Raw genomic sequence first — 19,168 nt, forward strand, 5'->3', positions numbered from 1 at the left:
ATAATCCAACAGCGCCTGGTGCTGCAGGGACTGCCCCAGCGGTTGATCCAGGACGGCCTGGTCGACGAGCAGACCATGACGCAGGCGATGACCGCCGCCAAGGAGGGCGATGGCAACCTGGTTTCGCACCTGGTCACCAACGGCATCGCCGAGGCGAAGGAGATCGCCATCGCCGCCTCCCAGGAATTCGGCGTGCCGCTGCTCGACCTCGATGCCGTTCAGCTCGACCTGGACGTGGTCAAGCTGGTTTCCGACAAGCTGCTCGCCAAGCATCGCGTGCTGCCGCTGTTGAAACGCGGCAAGCGCCTGTTCGTCGCGGTCTCCGATCCGACCAACCTGCACGCGCTCGACGAGATCAAGTTCCAGACCGGCCTGTCGATCGAAGCCGTGGTCGTCGAAGACGACAAGCTGCAGAAGATCGCCAACAAGACCATGGAACAGGTCGACACGCAGATGCCGGCGCTCACCGACGACGATCTGGATCTCGACAATCTGGAGGTTACCGGCGGCGATGAAGACGAGAACGCGCTGGCGGCCGCGGGCCGCGACGACGTTGAAGACGCGCCCATCGTGCGTTTCGTCAACAAGGTGCTGCTCGACGCGATCAAGCGCGGCGCCTCCGACATTCACTTCGAGCCTTACGAAAAGTCCTATCGCATTCGCCTGCGCCTGGACGGCTTCCTGAAAGAGATTGCGAGCCCGCCGGTGCAGCTGGCCGTGAAGCTTGCGGCGCGCATCAAAGTCATGTCGCGCCTCGACATCGCGGAGCGCCGTATTCCGCAGGACGGCCGCATCAAGATGCGCATCTCGAAGAATCGCGCCATCGACTTCCGCGTGAGCACCTGCCCCACGCTGTTCGGCGAAAAGATCGTCGCGCGTATTCTCGATCCGTCCAGCGCCATGCTCGGCATCGACGCGCTCGGCTACGAGCCAATGCAGAAAGAGCTGTATATGAATGCGCTGGCGCAGCCGCACGGCATGATCCTGGTGACCGGCCCGACCGGTAGCGGCAAGACCGTGTCGCTGTACACCGGCCTCAACATCCTCAACAAAGAGGATACGAACATTTCCACCGCCGAGGATCCGGCGGAAATCAATTTGCCTGGCGTCAACCAGGTCAACGTCAATCCCAAGGTGGGCCTGACCTTCGCGTCCGCGCTGCGCGCGTTCCTGCGCCAGGACCCGGACGTGATCATGGTCGGCGAAATCCGAGACCTGGAGACCGCCGAAATAGCGATCAAGGCCGCCCAGACCGGCCACCTGGTGCTCTCCACCTTGCACACCAACGACGCGCCCAAAACGCTGACCCGCTTGATCGACATGGGCGTGAAGCCCTACGCGATCGCGACCTCGGTGTCGCTGATCATCGCGCAGCGACTGGCGCGCAAGCTCTGCAACAACTGCAAGGTGCCTATGGAGATGCCGCCCGAAGCGTTGCTCAAGGAAGGTTTCACCGAAGAGGAAGTGGCCGAGGGCATCAAGATCTACAAACCGGTGGGCTGCAGCTCCTGCACCGACGGATACAAGGGTCGTACCGGCCTGTATCAGGTCATGCCGGTGTCCGAAGAGATTCAACGCATCATCCTGCAGGATGGCAACGCGGTCGATATCGCCAAGCAGTCGGCCCGCGAAGGCATCTGGGACCTGCGGAAATCCGGCCTCGCCAAGGTCAAGGCCGGCATCACCAGTCTCGAAGAAGTCAACCAGTGTACGGTCGAGTGATCGCAAGGACTTAGACCATGGCCCAAGCAGCATCCACGCAGCAGTTCCCGTTCGTCTGGGAAGGCACGGACAAGAAAGGCAAACGCATCAAAGGCAAGATGCTGGCCGTGTCCGAAGCGGCAGTGAAGGCGGACCTGCGCCGCCAGGGCGTGCTCGCCAGGAGCGTGCGCAAGGAAGTGCAGCTGTTCAAGAGCGGCAAGAAGATCACCACCGAGGATATCGCGCTGTTCGCGCGCCAGCTCGCCACCATGCTGCAGGCGGGTATTCCGATGGTGCAATGTTTCGACATCATCGGTAACGGCCACGACAAGCCCTCCATGCAGAAGCTGGTGCTGACGATCAAGGCCGACATCGAGTCGGGCACCTCGCTGCACGAGGCGCTCGCCAAGCATCCCCTGTACTTCGACGATCTGTTCGTGAACCTGGTGGAAGCCGGCGAGCAGGCCGGCGCGCTGGAGACGCTGCTCGACAAGATCGCCACCTACAAGGAAAAGACCGAAGCGCTGAAGAAGAAGATCAAGAAAGCACTGTTCTACCCCGCCGCGGTGCTGGCGGTAGCCGTCATCGTCACCGGCATCCTGCTGATCTTCGTGATCCCGCAGTTCGAGTCGCTGTTCCAGAGCTTCGGCGCCGACCTGCCGGCGTTCACGCAGATGGTCATCAACCTGTCGAAGTTCGTGCAGGAAAAGGGCTGGATGATCGCGCTGGTCGCGGGTGGCGCAGGCTTTGCGTTCTTCTACTTCAAAAAGCGCTCCCGCCCGATGCGACGCTTCCTCGACCGCCTGCTGCTGAAGGCCCCCGTCATCGGTCCGATCATGGTGAAAGCGGCCATCGCACGCTATGCGCGCACGCTCTCGACGATGTTCGCCGCCGGCGTGCCGCTGGTCGAAGCGCTGACTTCGGTGGCCGGCGCGACCGGCAATATCGTGTACGAGGAAGCCACGCTGAAGATTCGCGACGAGGTTTCCACCGGCCAGCGCCTGCAGCGCTCGATGGAACAGACCAGCCTGTTCCCCAACATGGTCATCCAGATGATCGCCGTCGGTGAAGAGTCCGGCTCGCTCGACTCCATGGCCGCCAAGGTGGCCGACTTCTACGAAGCGGATGTGGACGCGGCGGTCGACGCCATGAGCTCGCTGATCGAGCCGCTGATCATGGCCATCCTGGGCGTGCTGGTCGGCGGCCTGGTGATCGCCATGTACTTGCCGATCTTCAAACTCGGCGCGGTGGTGTAAGCTCGCCCGCCAAGCGCTTTCGTTCTAATAACAAACGAGTGCCGCGCCCCTCGTCGCCGAGCGGGCGCGGCGTTTTTTTAGCCTCCCTATGCAGGATGTGCTGGGCCAATTGGTGTACTTGCTGAGCTCCACGCCGACCGCGTGGGTGGTGCTCATGCTGGTCCTCGGCCTGCTGGTCGGCAGCTTTCTCAACGTCGTCATCCATCGCCTGCCGATCATGATGGAGCGCGAGTGGCAGGCCCAGGCCACGGAAATTCTCGGTGCGAACCCCTATGACCCGCCGCGCGAGGCAGCCGCCGAGCCGGCACGGCACCAACCGTACAACCTGGTCGTGCCCCGCTCGGCCTGCCCCAAGTGCGGAGCGATGATCACAGCGCTGCAGAACGTTCCGATCATCAGCTATTTGTTTCTGGGGGGCGCCTGCGCCAACTGCGGCGCGAAGATTTCCATTCGTTATCCGCTGATCGAATTGATCACCGGCCTGCTGTCGGCCGCGGTCGCATGGAAGTTCGGCGTGACCTGGTACTGCGGGGCCGCGCTCCTGCTCACGTGGGCGTTGGTGGCGTTGAGCGCCATCGACATCGACCATCAGCTGCTGCCCGATGACATCACACTGCCGCTGCTGTGGATCGGCCTGCTGCTCAGCCTCGCGCCGGCCCTGCCGGAGCTCGGTCTGCCGGTGGGCCCGAGATCCAGCATACTGGGCGCGATATTTGGTTACTCGAGCCTGTGGAGCGTCTACAAGCTGTTCAAATGGCTTACCGGCAAGGAAGGCATGGGCTACGGCGATTTCAAGCTGCTCGCCGCGCTGGGTGCCTGGTTGGGCTGGCAGATGCTGCTGCTCATCATCCTGGTGTCCGCCTTCGTGGGCGCAATAGTGGGCATCTCGCTGATCGTGCTCCGTGGCCGCGACCGGAATGTGCCCATTCCCTTTGGGCCCTATCTGGCGGCGGCGGGTTGGATCGCTTTGATGTGGGGCGATGAGCTGGCCGGCGCGTATGCGCGCAGTCTGGGACTATGATCGTGGGACTATGATCGTGGGACTATGACCCTGGATCCATGACACCAACATTGGGGACCTGGGATCGTGACTCTGATCGGGAAGCTGATTGCGCCGCTGCTGGCCCGGCTGCTGGGGCCTCGTGCTTCGCCTGACGCCGCCGAGCCGCATTGCCCGACCTCGGCCGGGCCCATAAACTGGCCGGCAATGAAGCAAAGTCCGAATTTCCGGCCGCTGCTGATCGCGCTCACCGGCGGCATCGCCAGCGGCAAGAGCGCCGTGGCAGAAATATTCTCTCAGCTCGGCGCACCAGTGCTGGATACGGACCAGATCGCACGCGACGTAGTCGAGCCGGGCTCACCAACCCTGGCCAAGCTGGTCGCGGAGTTTGGCAGCGATATCCTCGATGCCGAGGGCCGGCTCGATCGCGCTCGTATGCGCGCGCGTGTTTTCGCCGATCCGGAGCAGCGCAAGCGTCTCGAAGCCATCACGCATCCGGCAATTCGCGAAGAGCTTGCGGCCCGGGCCCAGCGGGCGCAGGGGCCCTATCAGATCCACGTGATTCCGCTGCTGGTCGAAAGCGGGCGCAGCGACCTCTATGACCGCGTATTGCTGGTGGACACCAGCGAAGAGGAACAGCTGAAACGGTTGATGGCGCGCGACCAGTCGAGCCCGGAACTGGCTCGCCAGATTCTGGCCGCGCAAGCGTCGCGTGAGGCACGGCTGGATGCGGCCGATGACGTCATCGTCAACACCGGCACGCTGCAGGATCTCCGCCGATTCGTAGAGACCCTGCATCGCAATTACACTTTGTTGTCGGAGCGGATCAACGCCGAAGCCGCGCGGCCTGGATGATCAAAGCTGCGCCGATCAGAACTTGTACGCCACCTGGGCGCTGACGATATCCACCGCCGACTCCTGCTCGCCCAGTAGCCACCCGCGAGCGGCGACGTTGCCGTCATCCTGATTCATGCGCGCATCCTTGGCGAACAAGTGCGCGTAGCCCACATCGACCATCCACGAATTGCCGGAATTCCACTGCGCACCGATGGCAACCCAAGTGCGATACGAGTCGGGCAAGCGGGCGGTACGCGTACTGTTGGGAACGTTGGTTCCGTCGTGAGCCACGCCGCCGCGCAATTTCCATTGATCGTTGAGCTGATAGGTCGCCCCCACCGAATAGCGCCACGTATCTTCCCAACGCTCCGGCGTCACCGATAGCACCTGGCCCGAATCGCGCACGAAGCGCAGCTCCTGAATGCTGCTCCAGCCAGTCCAGGCGATATCGGCCAGCAGCTCGACCTGGCCCATGCGGTGATACAAAGATGCGGTCGCGATATCGGGCAATTTCAAGTCCACGCTGACAGGTCCTGTAGCGAGCGTCGCGCCCGGCGCGGAAGCAGCCGCAATGATGCCGGCGCCAATGGGGCTGGTCGCCGTCGCAGGCCGGAAGCGCGCGCTTCCTTCGATCGTGTAATCGACCGTAGAGCGATACGACAAGCCGACGCGTGTATCGTCGGAGAATTCGTAGAGCACGCCAGCGTTCCAACCCCACGAGCTGTCGTCACCCCGCACCGCCGTAAATCCTTCGAGCCCGGCATTTGCCGCCAGCAGTCCAGGCACATCGTCTGGCGCGAGCTGACCCGCGGCCACCAGGCCCTGCAGACCTTGCGCGACCACCGCGGTGTAGTTCACAGCGTTGGTCAACTCGGCTTGGATGCGCTGATAGTTCGCACCGATGCCGAAGCTGAGCTGTTCGTTCAAGCGCCAGGACAAGGCCGGATTGAAGTTATAAGTCTTGATCTCCGAATTGAGCGCCTGGAACCGACCCATCCAGCCGTCGTCATATTCCAGCTTCAAGCCGAACGGTGCATTCACGCCGAGGCCAACCGCCAGCTGCTCATTGATGAGCATTGCAAAATAGCCGGCCGGGATGGCGTTCCAATCGCCAGCATCGCCGCCATCGCCACCCAGCGGCTGCCCGAGCGCCGCTTGCGAATTGCCGTTCTTGAACTCGGAGCTGATGAGCACGCCGCTGGCCACCACCAGAAATTCGTTACCGGTGAGCTTCGCCATGCCGGCGGGATTGAAAAAAATGGTGCTGGCATCGTCGGCCGCGGCCGCGGTGCCGGAAAATGCGGTTCCCAGACGGCTGGCGCTCTGTTCGAGCAACGCGAAGCCCGATGCAAACACACTCGAGGAAGCGCAATACAGCAACATTCCCACCGGCAGCGCGTAGCGGCGCACGACCCAACGATTGTTCATCGAAATCCCTTCACTTGGTTTTCGCTGGTTCATGGCGGCGCTCCATTGCGAGGACGAATGCCAGAAACTTGAACGCGCGCTCGCCGGGAGAGTTCCTGCCCGCCCTGGTCAAGCAAGGACTGGACAAGCAAATATTACGGAAAAGATTGCCGGTCTCTGGCACTCTGACCCTGGATGAAACATTGCTTGGAGCATGAAATCGTCGCGCGACCGGGCTCGCATCCGCATCGGAATTTCCGGATGGCGCTATAAACCTTGGCGTGGGGTGTTCTATCCCAACGACTTGCCGCAGCGCCTGGAACTGCACTACGCCTCGCGCGTCCTGCACACCATCGAAATCAACGGTTCCTTCTACTCGCTGCAGTATCCGGCAAGCTATCAACGCTGGCATGACGATACGCCGGAGGATTTCGTGTTCGCGGTCAAGGGGCCGCGCTTCATCACACACATGAAAAAGCTGCGTGACGTGGCAGTGCCGCTGGCGAATTTCTTCGCCTCGGGCGTGTTCAATCTGCGTCGCAAGCTCGGGCCCATCCTCTGGCAGTTTCCTCCCAACTTCAGATATGACCCGGCCAGGCTGGCAAAGTTCTTCGATCTGTTGCCGCGCGATACCGAAGCCGCTCTGAAGCTGGCGCGCAGACGCGATGCTCGCATGAAAGGCCGTTCGAAGTTGTCGATCGACGAGCGGCTGCCACTACGCCATGCCATCGAGATACGCCACGAGAGCTTCTGCCACCCCTCGTTCATCGATCTGCTGCGCAAATACAATATCGCACTGGTCATCGCGGAGAGCGCGCAGCGCTATCCCATGATGCACGACATCACCGCGGACTTCGTCTATATCCGCCTGCATGGCGACAAGACTTTGTATCAAAGCGGCTATGGCGACCAGGCTTTGGAGAAGTGGGCCAGGCGGATCAAAGCCTGGCAGCGAGGCGGCGAGCCACGCGACGCCGAGAAGATTTCCAAACGCAAACCGCCCACGTCGAAGCCCAGGGATGTCTACTGCTACTTCGACAACACGGACGTGAAGCTGCGCGCGCCCGTCGATGCTCGCACGCTCATTCGCAAGCTGAAGTTATGAATGCTACTTCGCCGCAACCCAACGGCGCTCGATCCAACCGAACAGCCACTGCACGAGCAACGCAAGCAACGCCGCGGGCACGGCACCTTCGAGAATCAAGTTCGTGTCATCCAGCCGGATGCCGGTAAGGATGGGTTGACCATAGCCACCGGCGCCTATCAGCGCACCGAGCGTAGCGGTGCCTACGTTGATCACCGCGGCCGTTCGAATGCCAGCGAGTATCGATCGCGCCGACAAGGGCAACTCGATATAGCGCAATTGCGCCATCCGCGGCAGCCCAAGTGCCTCGGCCGACTCCCGGAGGTCGCGCGGAATATCGGCAAGCCCTGTATGTGTGTTTCGCAAAACAGGCAAGACGCTGTACAGGAACAACGCCACGATGGCGGGAGCATAGCCAATTCCCAGCCAAGGAATCAGGAACACCAGCAACGCTAACGCCGGCAATGTCTGCAGCACATCGGCGATGGTAAACACCACACGCCCGACACCTGGGCGATAGAACGCAACAATGCCCAGTGGCACGGCCACCAGCACCGCCAAGCCGAGCGAGATCCCGACCATCGCCAGGTGCTCGCGTGTCCGCTGCCAGATGCGAGCGGCGCGAGACTGGACCTTGGCATCGGAATCAACGTGCAACTGCTCGCGCAGGAAGCGCGCGGCGATTTGAGTTTCGGGCTGTCGATCCAAAGCGGCACGCGCATTCATCCGGGTCATGGCCGCTTCGTCGATGCGACTTCCGAGGCGATTCAGCGACTCGCGAATCGCTTCGGGCACATCCTCGCGGCAGACGATGATCGCGTCGTAGGCTGGAAAGAATCGGGCATCGTCCTCGAGCGTGGTCAGATCGTAATGAACGATCTCGGCGTCAGTGGAGTAGAGATCGGTGAGATCCAGCGAGCGGGATTCCAGCCCACGGTAAGCCAGGTCATGCGACAGGCCGCGAACATCCGTTTGCGGCAAATGATAGTACGCGCGAATGCCAGGCCAGCCGTCGGCGCGCTCCATGAACTCGTTGCTGAAGCCGAAGCGCAATGCCGGATGCTCGACCAGCTGCGACATGCGCGTAATTCCCAGTTCCGCCGCACGATCGCGCCGCATGCCGAGCACATAGGTGTTGTTGAAACCGAGGGGCTCGGAAGTCCACACCGATTCGCGAGTCAAAGTGGCACGCAACTCGGCATCACTACCGATGCGTTGATTCGCAAAGATCTCCGTCCGTAGCGTGCCGGTGTACTCGGGATAGCATTGGATATCGCCGCGAACCAGCGCGCTCCACAGCACACGAGTGCCGCCGAGTTGGCGCCGATGCTCGACATCGTAGCCTGCTTCCCTGGTGAGTTGAGCGGCAAGCTCGCCCAGAATGACCGACTCGGTGAATGCCTTCGAGCCAATGACGACGGCGGCGAACGCGCTGGAGGCGGTCATCGACGCCGCCAGGACGAACGTCATCCACAAGAGCCAACGGCGCGCCTCAGCCATCGAGCCCCTCGATATGCAGCCCGCGCTGTGCCTGCACGAAATCGCTCACGAACTGTTCGGCCGGCGCCTCGATGAGATCCTTGTACGTGCCACGTTGCACGATCTTGCCCTCGCGCATGAGCACGATACTCCGCGCGAAGAAAGCTGCTTCGGCCATGTCATGCGTCACCAGCAGCACCGACTTGCCCAAGCGCTCGAACAAGCGCCGCAGGTCTTCCTGGAGACCGTGTCGTACCATCGGATCGAGCGCGCCCAGCGGCTCATCGAGCAAGAGTACCGCTGGATCGAGCATGAGCGCTCGCATCAGGCTGACTCGCTGCCGCTGACCGCCGGACAGGTTGCTCGGAAAGCGATCCAATGCCTCGCGCGGCAATTGCACGAGATCGGCCAGCTCGGCGACGCGATCGTCGATCCATTGCCGTTCCTTCTTCAGAAAGCGGGCCGCCAACGTCACGTTGTCCACGGCACTCATGTGTGGAAACAAGCCGCCCGACTGGATCACATAGCCGATGCGATGGCGGATCTCGAGAACATTGTCCGGCGCCAGCGTGCGATCCGTCACGATCACCGAACCCTGTCGCGGCCACACCAGCCCGGCCGCGAGTTTGAGCAGCGTGGACTTGCCGCAACCGCTCGGGCCAATCAGTGCCACGGTTTCGCCTGCTTCGACACGCAAGCTTACGTCGTCCACCGCGACCGCGTGCGGATACCGGTGAGTGACGTGATCGAAGGCGATGGCGCAGCTCATGAGCGCGACAGCTTAAAGCAAACGCCGTGTCGGTTCCCACCCTGCAGCACCAACTCATCGCCTGCGGCTGGCTGATTGCATATGACGGCCCCGAAGCGGAAACTCGCCAGTCACTGCCCGATTCCACGATACTCATGGCTGATATCCCAACCATTGCCGGCTCGGTGGCTTCCCTGAAGCAACATCTGGAAGCACATCGCTACATCTGCTCCGACCAGATCGCGACCGCGGTCTACCTTGCTTATCACCTGCGCAAACCCGTGCTCATCGAAGGCCCGCCGGGCGTCGGCAAGACCGAGCTGGCCAAGACCACCGCGGAAATGTTCGAGCTGCCGCTGATTCGCCTGCAATGCTACGAGGGGCTGGACGAAGCCAAGGCGCTATATGAATGGAAGTACGGCAAGCAACTGCTGTACACGCAGGTTCTGAAACAAACGCTCGACGAAGTTCTGCAGGGCGCGAAGGGCTTCGCCGAGTCCGTGAAACGGCTGCATGAGTTCGGCGACATCTTTTTCTCCGAGGAGTTCCTCGAGGCTCGCCCGCTGCTGAAGGCGCTGCAGGAGGAGCGCGGCTGCGTGCTGCTGATCGACGAGGTCGACAAGTCGGATCACGAGTTCGAGTCGTTGTTGCTGGAGATCCTGTCCGACTATCAGGTGTCCATTCCCGAGATCGGCACGGTGAAGGCGAAGCACTCGCCGCCGGTGGTGTTCCTGACGAGCAACAACACTCGCGAGATTTCCGATGCGCTGAAGCGCCGCTGCTTGCACTTGTACATTCCCTTCCCGGACATCGCGCTCGAGCAACGCATCATCCATGCTCGCGTGCCGGAGATCGCGCCTCAGCTGCGAGAGCAGTTGGTCACGTTCATTCACGATCTGCGCGAGATGGATCTGAAGAAAGTGCCATCGATCAGCGAGACCATCGATTGGGCGCGCACGCTGCTGTTGCTGCATGCCGATCGGCTGGATCCCGAGCTGGTTCGCAACACCATGAACGTCATCCTCAAGTTCCAGGAGGACATTGAAAGCGTGCAACCGGAGCTGCGCACCCTGACCGACAAGGCTTTGAGGTCCTGACCGAGCAGGCTCCCTGCCATGGACCAGTTGCTGACCCGGTTCATTCGCGCGCTGCGTAACGCCGACGTTCGCGTTTCGACGGCAGAAACGTTGGACGCGTTTAGCACCGTGCAGCTCGTGGGCTATGGAGATCGGCAGCTGCTAAAAGACAGCCTGAGTCTCGTGCTGCCGAAAACGGCGGATGAAAAAGCAGCGTTCGACGCCTGTTTCGATCAGTTCTTCGCTTCTCGCGACCGCGATGCGCTTCGAGCGCCGGAGGTACACGACGCGAATGAAGGTGGCGACACCCTACCGAACGAAAGCGACCGCCATGGCGACGCCGAATCGGGCGATAAAAGCAACGGCAACGCCGAAGCAAACGATGACGAACGCACCGCTGAACTGCAGGCAGGCAACGGCGATGCCGGCGGCGGCCAAGCTCGAGGCAACCGAACCGGTCGCGGACGAGCCGGAACGGCAATCAGCGACACTCGCGACGCGGCCTCCAGTACCGAACAACTTGGCACCGGTGAGACGGCTTTACCTCAATCGGACCTGGGCCAACTGCTGACGCGCGCCAATTCGATAGAAATCAATATGGCCATCAACGCCGCCGGCCAGCAAGTTCGGGTTCACGAGATCGAGCTGTTCACGCAGAAGGGCCTCTACACCCGCCGCATCCTCGATGCCATGGGCCATGCGGAGCTTCAGCAAGAAATCTTCTCGCTGAGCGATAGCGCCACGCTCCCTGATCGCCGTCTAGCTCAAGACCTGAGTCGCCGCCGGGACTGGCTGCGCGAACGCGTACGCGAGTATGTCGAGCATCAGTTTCTGCTGCACGCAGATGTGACCGGCCGCCGACTGCGCGAGAGCTTGCTCCGTAACGTGCGCCTCTCGTCATTGGAGCAGAGGCATCATCGGCAGCTGCAGGAACTGGTCCAACGCATGGCGCGCAAGCTGGTCGCCGCCTATTCTCGCCGTCGCAAAGTGTTCCGCCGCGGCAGCCTGCACGTGCCTCGCACGCTGCGCCGGAATATGAAATACGACGACGCGATCTTCGACCTGCACTGGAAGTCGGTGAAGACCGATCAATCGAAGGTCTTTGCCATCTGCGACGTGAGCGGCTCGGTCGCCAACTACGCCCGCTTCATGCTGATGTTTCTATACAGCCTGGAGGAAGTGTTGCCGAAGGTCCGCTCCTTCGCCTTCTCGTCCGACCTCGGCGAAATCTCCAACCTCTTCGCTCGCAACGACATCGACGCGGCCATCGCCTTGGCCCTCCGCCAATACGGCAGCGGCTCGACCGACTACGGCCAGGCCCTCTCCGATTTCCGCCGACTCTGCCTCGATGACATCGATCGCCGCACCACCGTCATCATCCTCGGCGACGCCCGCAACAACTACGGCGACGCTCGCATCGACATTCTCAAGGAGATCTACGACCGGTCCCGTCGCGTGCTCTGGCTCAACCCTGAACCAAGATCAATGTGGAACACGGGCGACTCGGAGATGCGTCACTACGTACCCTACTGCCATCAAGCAGATGAATGCGGCACCTTGACGCAGCTCGAGCGCGTGGTCAGTCGACTGCTGCTGTCCCATCGTTAGCCCGCAGCCTTGTTCTGCTGCTTCACCACACTCGTCGCCATGGCGATCATCGAGGAAATATCGCTCAGCGTCGCCGGCACGATCAGGGTGCTCGACGCTTCGTCGGCGAGCTTGCCGAACTGCTTCACGTACTCTTCGGCGACGCGCAGTTGCATGGCTTCCATGCCGCCCTGACTGGCGAGCGCGATGCCGACGCGTTTCAGGCCTTCGGCGGTCGCGGTGGCAACGGCGAGAATGGCTTCGGCCTGGCCTTGAGCTTCGTTGATCTGTTGCTGCTTCTTGGCTTCCGATTCCTTGATGACGCGCTGTTTCTCGCCTTCGGCCTGGTTGATCTTGGCGTCGCGGTCGCCTTCGGAGGTGAGCACGACGGCGCGCTTTTCGCGCTCGGCGCGCATCTGCTTTTCCATCGCGTGCAGCACGTCCTTGGGCGGATTGATGTTCTTGATCTCGTAACGCAGCACCTTCACACCCCAGGCACCCGAGGCGTGATCCAATTCGCTCACGACGTTCGCATTGATCGTGCCACGCGCTTCGAAAGTACGATCCAAATCGATCTTGCCGATCTCGCTGCGCAGAGTGGTCTGCGCGAGCTGCACGATGGCGAAGCGATAGTTGGTAATACCGTAAGAAGCGCTGCGCGCATCCAACACTTGCAGATACAAGACGCCATCGACGCCGACCTGCACGTTGTCCTTGGTGATGCACACCTGCTCTGGAATGTCCAACGCCTCCTCCTTGAGCGTATGTTTGTAAGCGATGCGCTCCACGAACGGGACCAGAATGTGAAAGCCCGCCTGGATGGTGCGACTGTAGCGGCCCAGCGTCTCGACCACGAAGGCGCTTTGCTGAGGCACGACGATGGCGGTCCTCATCAGGACGATGACCACCAGCACGAAGATGGCCAGCACCACGTACATGGTTGTGCTCACTAAAACCTCCGCTTTGTCTCGTTGGGATTGTTGTTGAAGACGCGTCAGACCGCCGAGCGGACCAACAAGGTCAATCCGTCGACGCGCGCGATGATGGCCTCACGGCCGGCCTCGATCGGCCGTTCATCCACATTGCGCGCGGTCCACGAAGAGCCGCGATAGTCGACCCGGCAGGTTTGCGACGGCTCGAGGCGCACGGGCACGGTGACGCGATCGCCGATCGTCAAGCGCTCCGGCACGTGTCCGGTGCGCTGGCGCACCAGCTCGTAAGCACGTTTACGAAATGTGACCATGGAAGCCACCGCGAAAATGGAAAGCGCCAGCCACTGCGCCCAGTCGGGCAGGTTGACGCCGCTCAGGCCAAGCAGGCCGATGAGGGCGGCCGAGATGCCGAAGAACACCAGGTAGAACTGCGCGTCGAACACGAACATTTCGATCGCGAGCGCCAGCACGGCGACGATCATCCAACCCCACCAAGGCATGGTGCATCTCCCAGGTCAGCTGTGCAGATATTACCAGCACCGCCCCTGACATTGCCGGTATCCAACCGTTATCCGCCGATACCGGCGAGTCATTCACCGGCGCAGCCTCAATCGGCCATCCGCTCCTGGTCCCAGCAACCGAAAGTTCGCACTGCCGGCAGCAGCGCTTCGTCCGCGAACGGGCAGCCCGTCATGACCGGATCCACTTGCTGATGACCCGTAGGGCGGTTGCCGCCGCCACTGGCAGCAAGCGCCGCGACCATGGGCTCGTAGCCCGGGCGCCAGGCGGTGACCTCGCCGAAGCGTTGCCGCAGCGACTTCAGCATCGTCATGCTGGCGAAATCCAGGTCGCCCCAGAAGAACAAGGGCTGCAGCGGCAGAACATCGTCGAACCACCAGCCCTCGAAGCGCTCGTGCCCATCGATGCCGGGACCGCCGAAATGCAGGTGCACGCCTTGCCGATTGCGAATGCGCGCGGCCGTGCCACGGAAACCGTGCAAATAGACGATTGCCAGGTCTTGGGCGCCGGCCAGTTCGCCGCTGATGGCCATGCCATAGTTATCCTGGTTTTCGATGAACAGCACACCTTCGATACGCGCCGGAAGGTGCACGGCGACCACGATCGGCCGCTCTCGGATCTGCAGGTTGGGAAACAGCTGCGCGATCAGCTCGCCGCGATCATCGAGGACCTTGGAAGCGCCCCAGAAGATAAGAGTGCTGAGTTGTCGAAGCGTGGCCGGCTGCGTGATGGAAGCCAGCTGCGTCAGCGCGGTAACAATCTCGCGATCACTGCGGCCGGGCACGACAATCCGTCGGCCAAGCAGCGCTTCACATCCGGCAGGAAACAAATGCGCCTGTTCTGCCACGGCGCGCCGCCATTGATCCATCGGCGAAGCCGTGGCCGGCCGCTGCAACCAGTCTCGCAACACCGGCTCGCAGGCAGGTGCGAACGCCAGCTTGGCTCCCTGCCAGTCGGGATCGAATCTGCCGCGCCGGCCCGGCCGTATTTCCAACACGCCAGCGGTGGCCAATTCCTGCACCAGCGCCCAGGTATGGTCGGCCTGTTCATCACCCCTGGCGAGACTGGGCAGATGCGATTGCACCTTAAGAGACGTGGCGCGGCTGCGCTGCTCGCCCGGCTGATCATCGAACCGATCGAGCGCGGCGCCGAGCAGTGCTCGAATTTCCGGCTCGTCCTGCAGCCAGGTAGGAGCACTCATGCCCGCACCTCAGCCGCGACCGGCGGCGACCTTGCCCCGAGGCGGCGGCGACTCGATCACATCGTCCATGAAGTCCAGCTCCGCTTGTTGCCGCACCGTGCGGCGATGCTGCGCCCACAGCTCGCCGATGCGGTCCTTGTTGCACTCCTTGCGGTCCACGAGCACCCGGGTGTTCAGCTGGCCACGTGGCGCGCTCGGCACCTTGGCAAACACGAACTCGTTGCTGATCAAATCCATGAACGGACCGCACTTGCTGGTGGGCATGATGAACACCAGCTGCAATCCCAACGAGCGAGTCAGATAGTCGATCACCTCGCGTGAGCGCGCCTCGTCCATCTTCGAGAATGCTTCATCGACCAGCACCATACGCAGGTGATTGACACCCTCGCCATAGCGCAACGCCGAGGTGATGCTGGCTGCCCGCACTATATAGGCCGGGGTTTCGAGCTGACCGCCGCTGCCCGTGCCGTACTCCGAAAGTGCGATGGGCGGCTTGCCTTCGACTTCCTTGTAGATCTCGTAGCGATGGTAGTTGCGATAGTCCGCGATACGCTCCAGCTCGCGCAGCGATTGCTGCTCATCCGCGCCCAGCAGCAAGCTCATGAGCGAGTCACGCACCGCCGCGGACTTCGGTGACAACTCCGCCTCGAACAAGGTCGTACCCTCGCCCATCGCCGGATTGCGCACCACTTCTTCCAGGAAGCGCCAGTATTCCTTGAACTCCGGCACCCATTCGGCGGCAAAGCGAAACTGTTCGCGATCCGAGCCGAAGCGATGGTTCACCAGTTCCTTGTTCAATCCGTCGAGCTGACGCTGCCCATCCAGGATGGACTGGTAGATCTCCTGGCACAGGTGCGAGACGAACGCGTCGTTGAAGCTCTGCTTCAGCGTCTGCAACTGCTCGTGCTTCTCCACCAGCACGTTGTTCTTGAGAATGTTATAGATCCGGTCGATCTCGCGGCGCAGATCGCAGATCGCCTGGAACAACGCAGCGTCGTGCACGCCATTGAACGCGGTATACACCACGGCGTCGACCGGCCGGCATTTCTGGTTGTGCTGCAGGATGACGTTGCTCATCGCGCGTTCGCTGGTGGCCAGCCGGCTTTCGATCTGCTCCCGCTCGCTCGCGGCGCGCTCCGCATTGAAGGAAGCGGCTTCCTGATCGGCAAAGCGCAGGCGCGCCTCCAGGGAAAATTCCGGCCACACCGCATGCACGGCCTGCAATGCCTGCTCGGCGTCGAGCATGGCCTCCTGGGCCTTGTCCTTGCGCTCGCCCAGGGTTTCGATTCTCCTGGCGGCTTGCTCGATCTTGACCTTCAGACCGCCGGCTTCGCCGCTGAGGCGGTTGAGCGCGTCCATGGCCGCCCGTTCCTCTTCCTTCAGCTGCGACAGCTTGAGATCCAGCGATTCATACTCGCTCACGTCGAGTTGCTCGATCAGCAACTCGGCGGCGCGAATCTCGCGATGCACGGAGAGAAGCGAGGCGATCGAGTCGGCATAGCTGGAGTTTTGCAGCTTGTCGACGGTCTCGAGCAACCGCGCGGTCTCCTGCATGCGCTCGTTGGCTTCGTTGCGCGCGACCCGCAGATTTTCCAGTTCCTCGCGTCGCGCTCGCAGCGCGCGCTCGCGAGCGGCAGCGCCGAACACCAGGTCGGCATCGGGAATATCGCAACGAAACATCGAGTAGTTGCCCGATCCCATGCCGTCCGCAGTCACGCCCCGCGCGGTCTGACGCAACTCTTCGGCCGATTCCACGCGCTCCACCAAACCATAGCTCGCCGTCAAGAACGCCTGAGCAATGGCATGCGTGAACTTCAACACGTGGACAATGGAGTTCGCGGGCGGCTTGATTCGAGCCGCATCGCGCAACGCTTTCGCGCCCTGAACGATGCGCGCGCGGTTGTCACGACCTTGGAACGAGCGAACCAGACGAATCGCGTCTGCCTCGAAAGCGGGATCGACGATGATGTTGAAGCGTGCACCACCCAGGTAACCCTCGACGGCCATCTGCCATCGCGGGTCGGTCACCTCGATGTGGTCACACAGCACGCGCGGATCAGCCTTGGGCAGCTGCGAGCGAATCGCGGCGAGCGCGCGCTCGACATACGCTGGATACACGGTCTGCTTGGCTTCGAGCCGTTCGACTTCCGCTTCCTTTTGCCGGCACTGGGCCGACAACTGGTCGTACTTCTGTCGCCGCCCATGATGCGCCTCGCCCAGTTGATCGCGCCGGCTTGGCGCGCCAGTGGCACTCTGTTTCCAATGATCGACCAGGTCATTGTGGGCTCGCTGGGCAGTACGAGCGTCATCGAGATGCTTTTCCAGCATCGCCATGTCGCCGGTGTGATCCCGCTGCAGCAGTCGGGTCAGGTCGATATCGGCTGCTTTATCGGTGGAGCGTGCATGGTCCGCCAGCTGGCGCGTGTGCATGTCCGTCAGTTGCGGCAGTTCGGACATGAGCGACGGCGACGACAGCAAGCCGCTCAGCGCGCGGGCGCTGCGGAAATTCTCCTGCAGCCGCTGGTCTTGAGTCAGCAGCTCGCGCGCAACCTGCGCGAACTGTTCATTCAATGCACGCGCCCGCTTGTCCAACTCGTCTTTCTGGCGCAGCGGCTCGACATTCTGGCGCTGCGCTTCCAGCAGCACAACCGCGTCATGCGCCTGCATTCGACGCTGCTCGGCGAGCGCCACCTCCGCGACGTTCTCTTCGAGTTGCCGCTTCAGCCCATCGCGCTCCTGCCGCGCACGCAGGTATTGAGTTTGCACGTCGAGGAACTCGGCCTTGGCTTGCACATAACCGGCGGTCTGCCGATCGGCCCAGGTTTCGATGAAGGTCTGCGCGTGATTGCCGGCCGCTTCGAGCAACTGTGCGCTGTCCTTGAAGGACTGCGCTTCGCGCTCCATCGCATGAATGGTCTTCAGCTGTCCGGATACGGAACGGATCGCCTCGCCCAGGTCCTTGCGCTCCAGCACTTCCTCCGCGACGAACGCATTGATGCCGCTGATGGGCTTGTACGCCATGAATCGCGAAAATGCTTTAGCCGCCGCCATGGCCTCGCGCTCAGCCACGGAGTCGCGCTTGCCGCGAAGCGCTGCGTACAAACGGCGCAGATACGCCCGTTTCTGGTCGTAGCGCTCCACCACGCCTTTGCGATAGCGCTTGATCAGCGCCTCTTGAATCTCGTCGCGCAACACGACGTGTTTCGCATCGCCGCGCTGACGAATGAAATCGTCCAGGCCGAGCTCGGTGCCAGGCAGGATGAAGAACAGCGGCGGCTCTTCGCGTGCAGTGGGCTGTTTACCCGATTGATCCAGCCACGCGCGCATCGCCACGACAGCCGTGAAACTCTCGGCCGTTTCGCCCTTGGTCGGATGAAACACTGCTGCCAGATAACCATCAGTGGCTTCGGTGCGGGCGTAACTGCCGTCGTCGCAGCCGAGCACATAGGACGCGAGCGTACGAACGCGTTTGCCACCGCGACCCCGCTGTGTGGTCTCTTCCTGCCCCGGATTGAAATGAAACAGGTTCTCGTGCGCGGCGGTCATCACCGTCTGGATGGCGTCGGCCGCCGTGGTCTTGCCCGAGCCGTTGCCGCCCGAGAACAGGCTGATGGGACCGAAATCGAATTCGCCGTTGGGAATGTTGCCCCAGTTGACCAGCACCAGCCGTTTAAGAAACACGCTCGACCTCGCTCGCGGTGCCGCTTTCCGTCAAGGCGTCGATGGCTTCGTTGCTGACGAAGTCGACGATCATGGGATGCACTCGAATCCACGCCTCGGCCTGTTCCAAGTCGTCGTCCTCGCGATATTCGATCAGCTTCAGCTGGCGCAAGCGCTTGAACACGCCGCGACGTTCCGTGGTTTTCTCTGGAAGGCTGCGGCCCAGCCAGTTCTTCATCGCCAGTCCAATCGACTCCAGCGGCTCGGTGGCGAAGCCGCGGTCATCGAGCTTGCCTTCACGAACTGCTTTGTCGTACTGAGCGCGCAGCACGAGAATCAGCGCGACTTCATGCTGTGACAGTCGTGCGCGAAGGCTGCCACCGAATGCCTGTTCTTCAGCCTGATCCATGCCAGGACGGCGACTGCCTGGTGGATACAAGCGCACGTATTCGAACTTGCGTTCGTGATGCAGCTCGATGCCGTACAGATCGAGCGCTTCCACCACCAGCGGCTCGATACGCCGGAACCGGTCGTACAACTCGCGAGTGGTCTGCGATTCATCGCGCACCAGCACGCCGTAGTTGAGCAGCCGGATCAACAGTTCCTGCAACTGATCGTAGGTCACGGCGGCCGATTCGAGACGGCTTTCCAGATACTGCTGCAAACTGCCCTCGGGCATCG

General features: G+C 62.0%; 15 protein-coding genes. 7 read left to right on the forward strand and 8 right to left on the reverse strand.

The genetic code is table 11. The features are described from left to right. From pilB to coaE, 4 genes are all read left to right on the forward strand, one after another. The gene (pilB, locus tag VGE08_RS23710; RefSeq protein ID WP_349258793.1) at window positions 1-1,722 is read left to right on the forward strand and encodes a type IV-A pilus assembly ATPase PilB; all 1,722 of its coding nucleotides are present in this window, start codon (window positions 1-3) and stop codon (window positions 1,720-1,722) included. Window positions 1,723-1,739: 17 nt separating this feature from the next. Next, window positions 1,740-2,957: a type II secretion system F family protein gene (locus VGE08_RS23715; RefSeq protein ID WP_331070412.1), complete on the forward strand. Its 1,218-nt coding sequence runs from the start codon at window positions 1,740-1,742 to the stop codon at window positions 2,955-2,957. An 88-nt stretch (window positions 2,958-3,045) separates the two neighbouring features. Then, entirely contained in the window at window positions 3,046-3,978 is a 933-nt protein-coding gene (locus VGE08_RS23720; RefSeq protein WP_331070413.1) for an A24 family peptidase, read from the forward strand. Window positions 3,979-4,164: 186 nt separating this feature from the next. Next, complete coding sequence (gene coaE / locus VGE08_RS23725; RefSeq protein ID WP_414717533.1) at window positions 4,165-4,812, forward strand: dephospho-CoA kinase; 648 nt, start codon at window positions 4,165-4,167, stop codon at window positions 4,810-4,812. A gap of 15 nt (window positions 4,813-4,827) precedes the next feature. On the opposite strand, the gene VGE08_RS23730 is transcribed toward coaE, so the two are convergent. Beyond that, entirely contained in the window at window positions 4,828-6,222 is a 1,395-nt protein-coding gene (locus VGE08_RS23730) for an OmpP1/FadL family transporter (protein ID WP_331070415.1), read from the reverse strand. A gap of 193 nt (window positions 6,223-6,415) precedes the next feature. Between VGE08_RS23730 and VGE08_RS23735 the strand changes: the two genes are divergently transcribed. Next, window positions 6,416-7,306, forward strand: coding sequence for a DUF72 domain-containing protein (locus tag VGE08_RS23735; RefSeq protein WP_331070416.1), 891 nt, complete (start codon window positions 6,416-6,418; stop codon window positions 7,304-7,306). Between the two features lie 3 nt (window positions 7,307-7,309). On the opposite strand, the gene VGE08_RS23740 is transcribed toward VGE08_RS23735, so the two are convergent. Beyond that, window positions 7,310-8,785, reverse strand: coding sequence for a glycine betaine ABC transporter substrate-binding protein (locus VGE08_RS23740; protein WP_331070417.1), 1,476 nt, complete (start codon window positions 8,783-8,785; stop codon window positions 7,310-7,312). Then, window positions 8,778-9,533 carry an ATP-binding cassette domain-containing protein gene (locus tag VGE08_RS23745; protein ID WP_331070418.1) on the reverse strand — a complete coding sequence of 252 codons (756 nt, stop codon included), beginning with the start codon at window positions 9,531-9,533 and terminating at the stop codon, window positions 8,778-8,780. The genes VGE08_RS23740 and VGE08_RS23745 overlap by 8 nt, the downstream gene beginning before the upstream one ends. 134 nt (window positions 9,534-9,667) lie before the next feature. Between VGE08_RS23745 and VGE08_RS23750 the strand changes: the two genes are divergently transcribed. Together VGE08_RS23750 and VGE08_RS23755 are read left to right on the forward strand one after the other, a co-directional pair. Next, window positions 9,668-10,609, forward strand: coding sequence for a MoxR family ATPase (locus VGE08_RS23750; protein WP_349258796.1), 942 nt, complete (start codon window positions 9,668-9,670; stop codon window positions 10,607-10,609). Window positions 10,610-10,627: 18 nt separating this feature from the next. Further along, window positions 10,628-12,196 carry a VWA domain-containing protein gene (locus VGE08_RS23755; RefSeq protein ID WP_331070420.1) on the forward strand — a complete coding sequence of 523 codons (1,569 nt, stop codon included), beginning with the start codon at window positions 10,628-10,630 and terminating at the stop codon, window positions 12,194-12,196. On the opposite strand, the gene VGE08_RS23760 is transcribed toward VGE08_RS23755, so the two are convergent. From VGE08_RS23760 to VGE08_RS23780, 5 genes are all read right to left on the reverse strand, one after another. Next, complete coding sequence (locus VGE08_RS23760; RefSeq protein ID WP_349258797.1) at window positions 12,193-13,113, reverse strand: stomatin-like protein; 921 nt, start codon at window positions 13,111-13,113, stop codon at window positions 12,193-12,195. The genes VGE08_RS23755 and VGE08_RS23760 overlap by 4 nt on opposite strands. Window positions 13,114-13,169: 56 nt before the next feature. Then, window positions 13,170-13,607, reverse strand: coding sequence for an NfeD family protein (locus tag VGE08_RS23765; RefSeq protein WP_331070422.1), 438 nt, complete (start codon window positions 13,605-13,607; stop codon window positions 13,170-13,172). A 107-nt stretch (window positions 13,608-13,714) separates the two neighbouring features. After that, entirely contained in the window at window positions 13,715-14,827 is a 1,113-nt protein-coding gene (locus VGE08_RS23770; protein WP_331070423.1) for a hypothetical protein, read from the reverse strand. Between the two features lie 9 nt (window positions 14,828-14,836). Beyond that, window positions 14,837-18,508: an ATP-binding protein gene (locus tag VGE08_RS23775; protein ID WP_331070424.1), complete on the reverse strand. Its 3,672-nt coding sequence runs from the start codon at window positions 18,506-18,508 to the stop codon at window positions 14,837-14,839. Beyond that, window positions 18,498-19,166 (reverse strand): DUF4194 domain-containing protein, encoded by a 669-nt coding sequence (locus tag VGE08_RS23780; protein ID WP_331070425.1) that lies wholly within the window; start codon window positions 19,164-19,166, stop codon window positions 18,498-18,500. Before VGE08_RS23780 ends, VGE08_RS23775 begins: the two co-directional genes overlap by 11 nt. Between the last annotated feature and the right edge of the window lie 2 nt (window positions 19,167-19,168).

This window comes from Steroidobacter sp., assembly GCF_036406195.1.
In the GTDB taxonomy this organism is placed as follows: domain Bacteria; phylum Pseudomonadota; class Gammaproteobacteria; order Steroidobacterales; family Steroidobacteraceae; genus Steroidobacter.

Coding starts and splice junctions, on each gene's coding strand:
- VGE08_RS23715 (WP_331070412.1), top strand. CDS start 1,740: ATGGCCCAAGCAGCATCCACGCAGCAGTTCCCGTTCGTCTGGGAAGGC.
- VGE08_RS23720 (WP_331070413.1), top strand. CDS start 3,046: ATGCAGGATGTGCTGGGCCAATTGGTGTACTTGCTGAGCTCCACGCCG.
- coaE (WP_414717533.1), top strand. CDS start 4,165: ATGAAGCAAAGTCCGAATTTCCGGCCGCTGCTGATCGCGCTCACCGGC.
- VGE08_RS23730 (WP_331070415.1), bottom strand. CDS start 6,222: ATGAACAATCGTTGGGTCGTGCGCCGCTACGCGCTGCCGGTGGGAATG.
- VGE08_RS23735 (WP_331070416.1), top strand. CDS start 6,416: ATGAAATCGTCGCGCGACCGGGCTCGCATCCGCATCGGAATTTCCGGA.
- VGE08_RS23740 (WP_331070417.1), bottom strand. CDS start 8,785: ATGGCTGAGGCGCGCCGTTGGCTCTTGTGGATGACGTTCGTCCTGGCG.
- VGE08_RS23745 (WP_331070418.1), bottom strand. CDS start 9,533: ATGAGCTGCGCCATCGCCTTCGATCACGTCACTCACCGGTATCCGCAC.
- VGE08_RS23750 (WP_349258796.1), top strand. CDS start 9,668: ATGGCTGATATCCCAACCATTGCCGGCTCGGTGGCTTCCCTGAAGCAA.
- VGE08_RS23755 (WP_331070420.1), top strand. CDS start 10,628: ATGGACCAGTTGCTGACCCGGTTCATTCGCGCGCTGCGTAACGCCGAC.
- VGE08_RS23760 (WP_349258797.1), bottom strand. CDS start 13,113: ATGTACGTGGTGCTGGCCATCTTCGTGCTGGTGGTCATCGTCCTGATG.
- VGE08_RS23765 (WP_331070422.1), bottom strand. CDS start 13,607: ATGCCTTGGTGGGGTTGGATGATCGTCGCCGTGCTGGCGCTCGCGATC.
- VGE08_RS23770 (WP_331070423.1), bottom strand. CDS start 14,827: ATGAGTGCTCCTACCTGGCTGCAGGACGAGCCGGAAATTCGAGCACTG.
- VGE08_RS23780 (WP_331070425.1), bottom strand. CDS start 19,166: ATGCCCGAGGGCAGTTTGCAGCAGTATCTGGAAAGCCGTCTCGAATCG.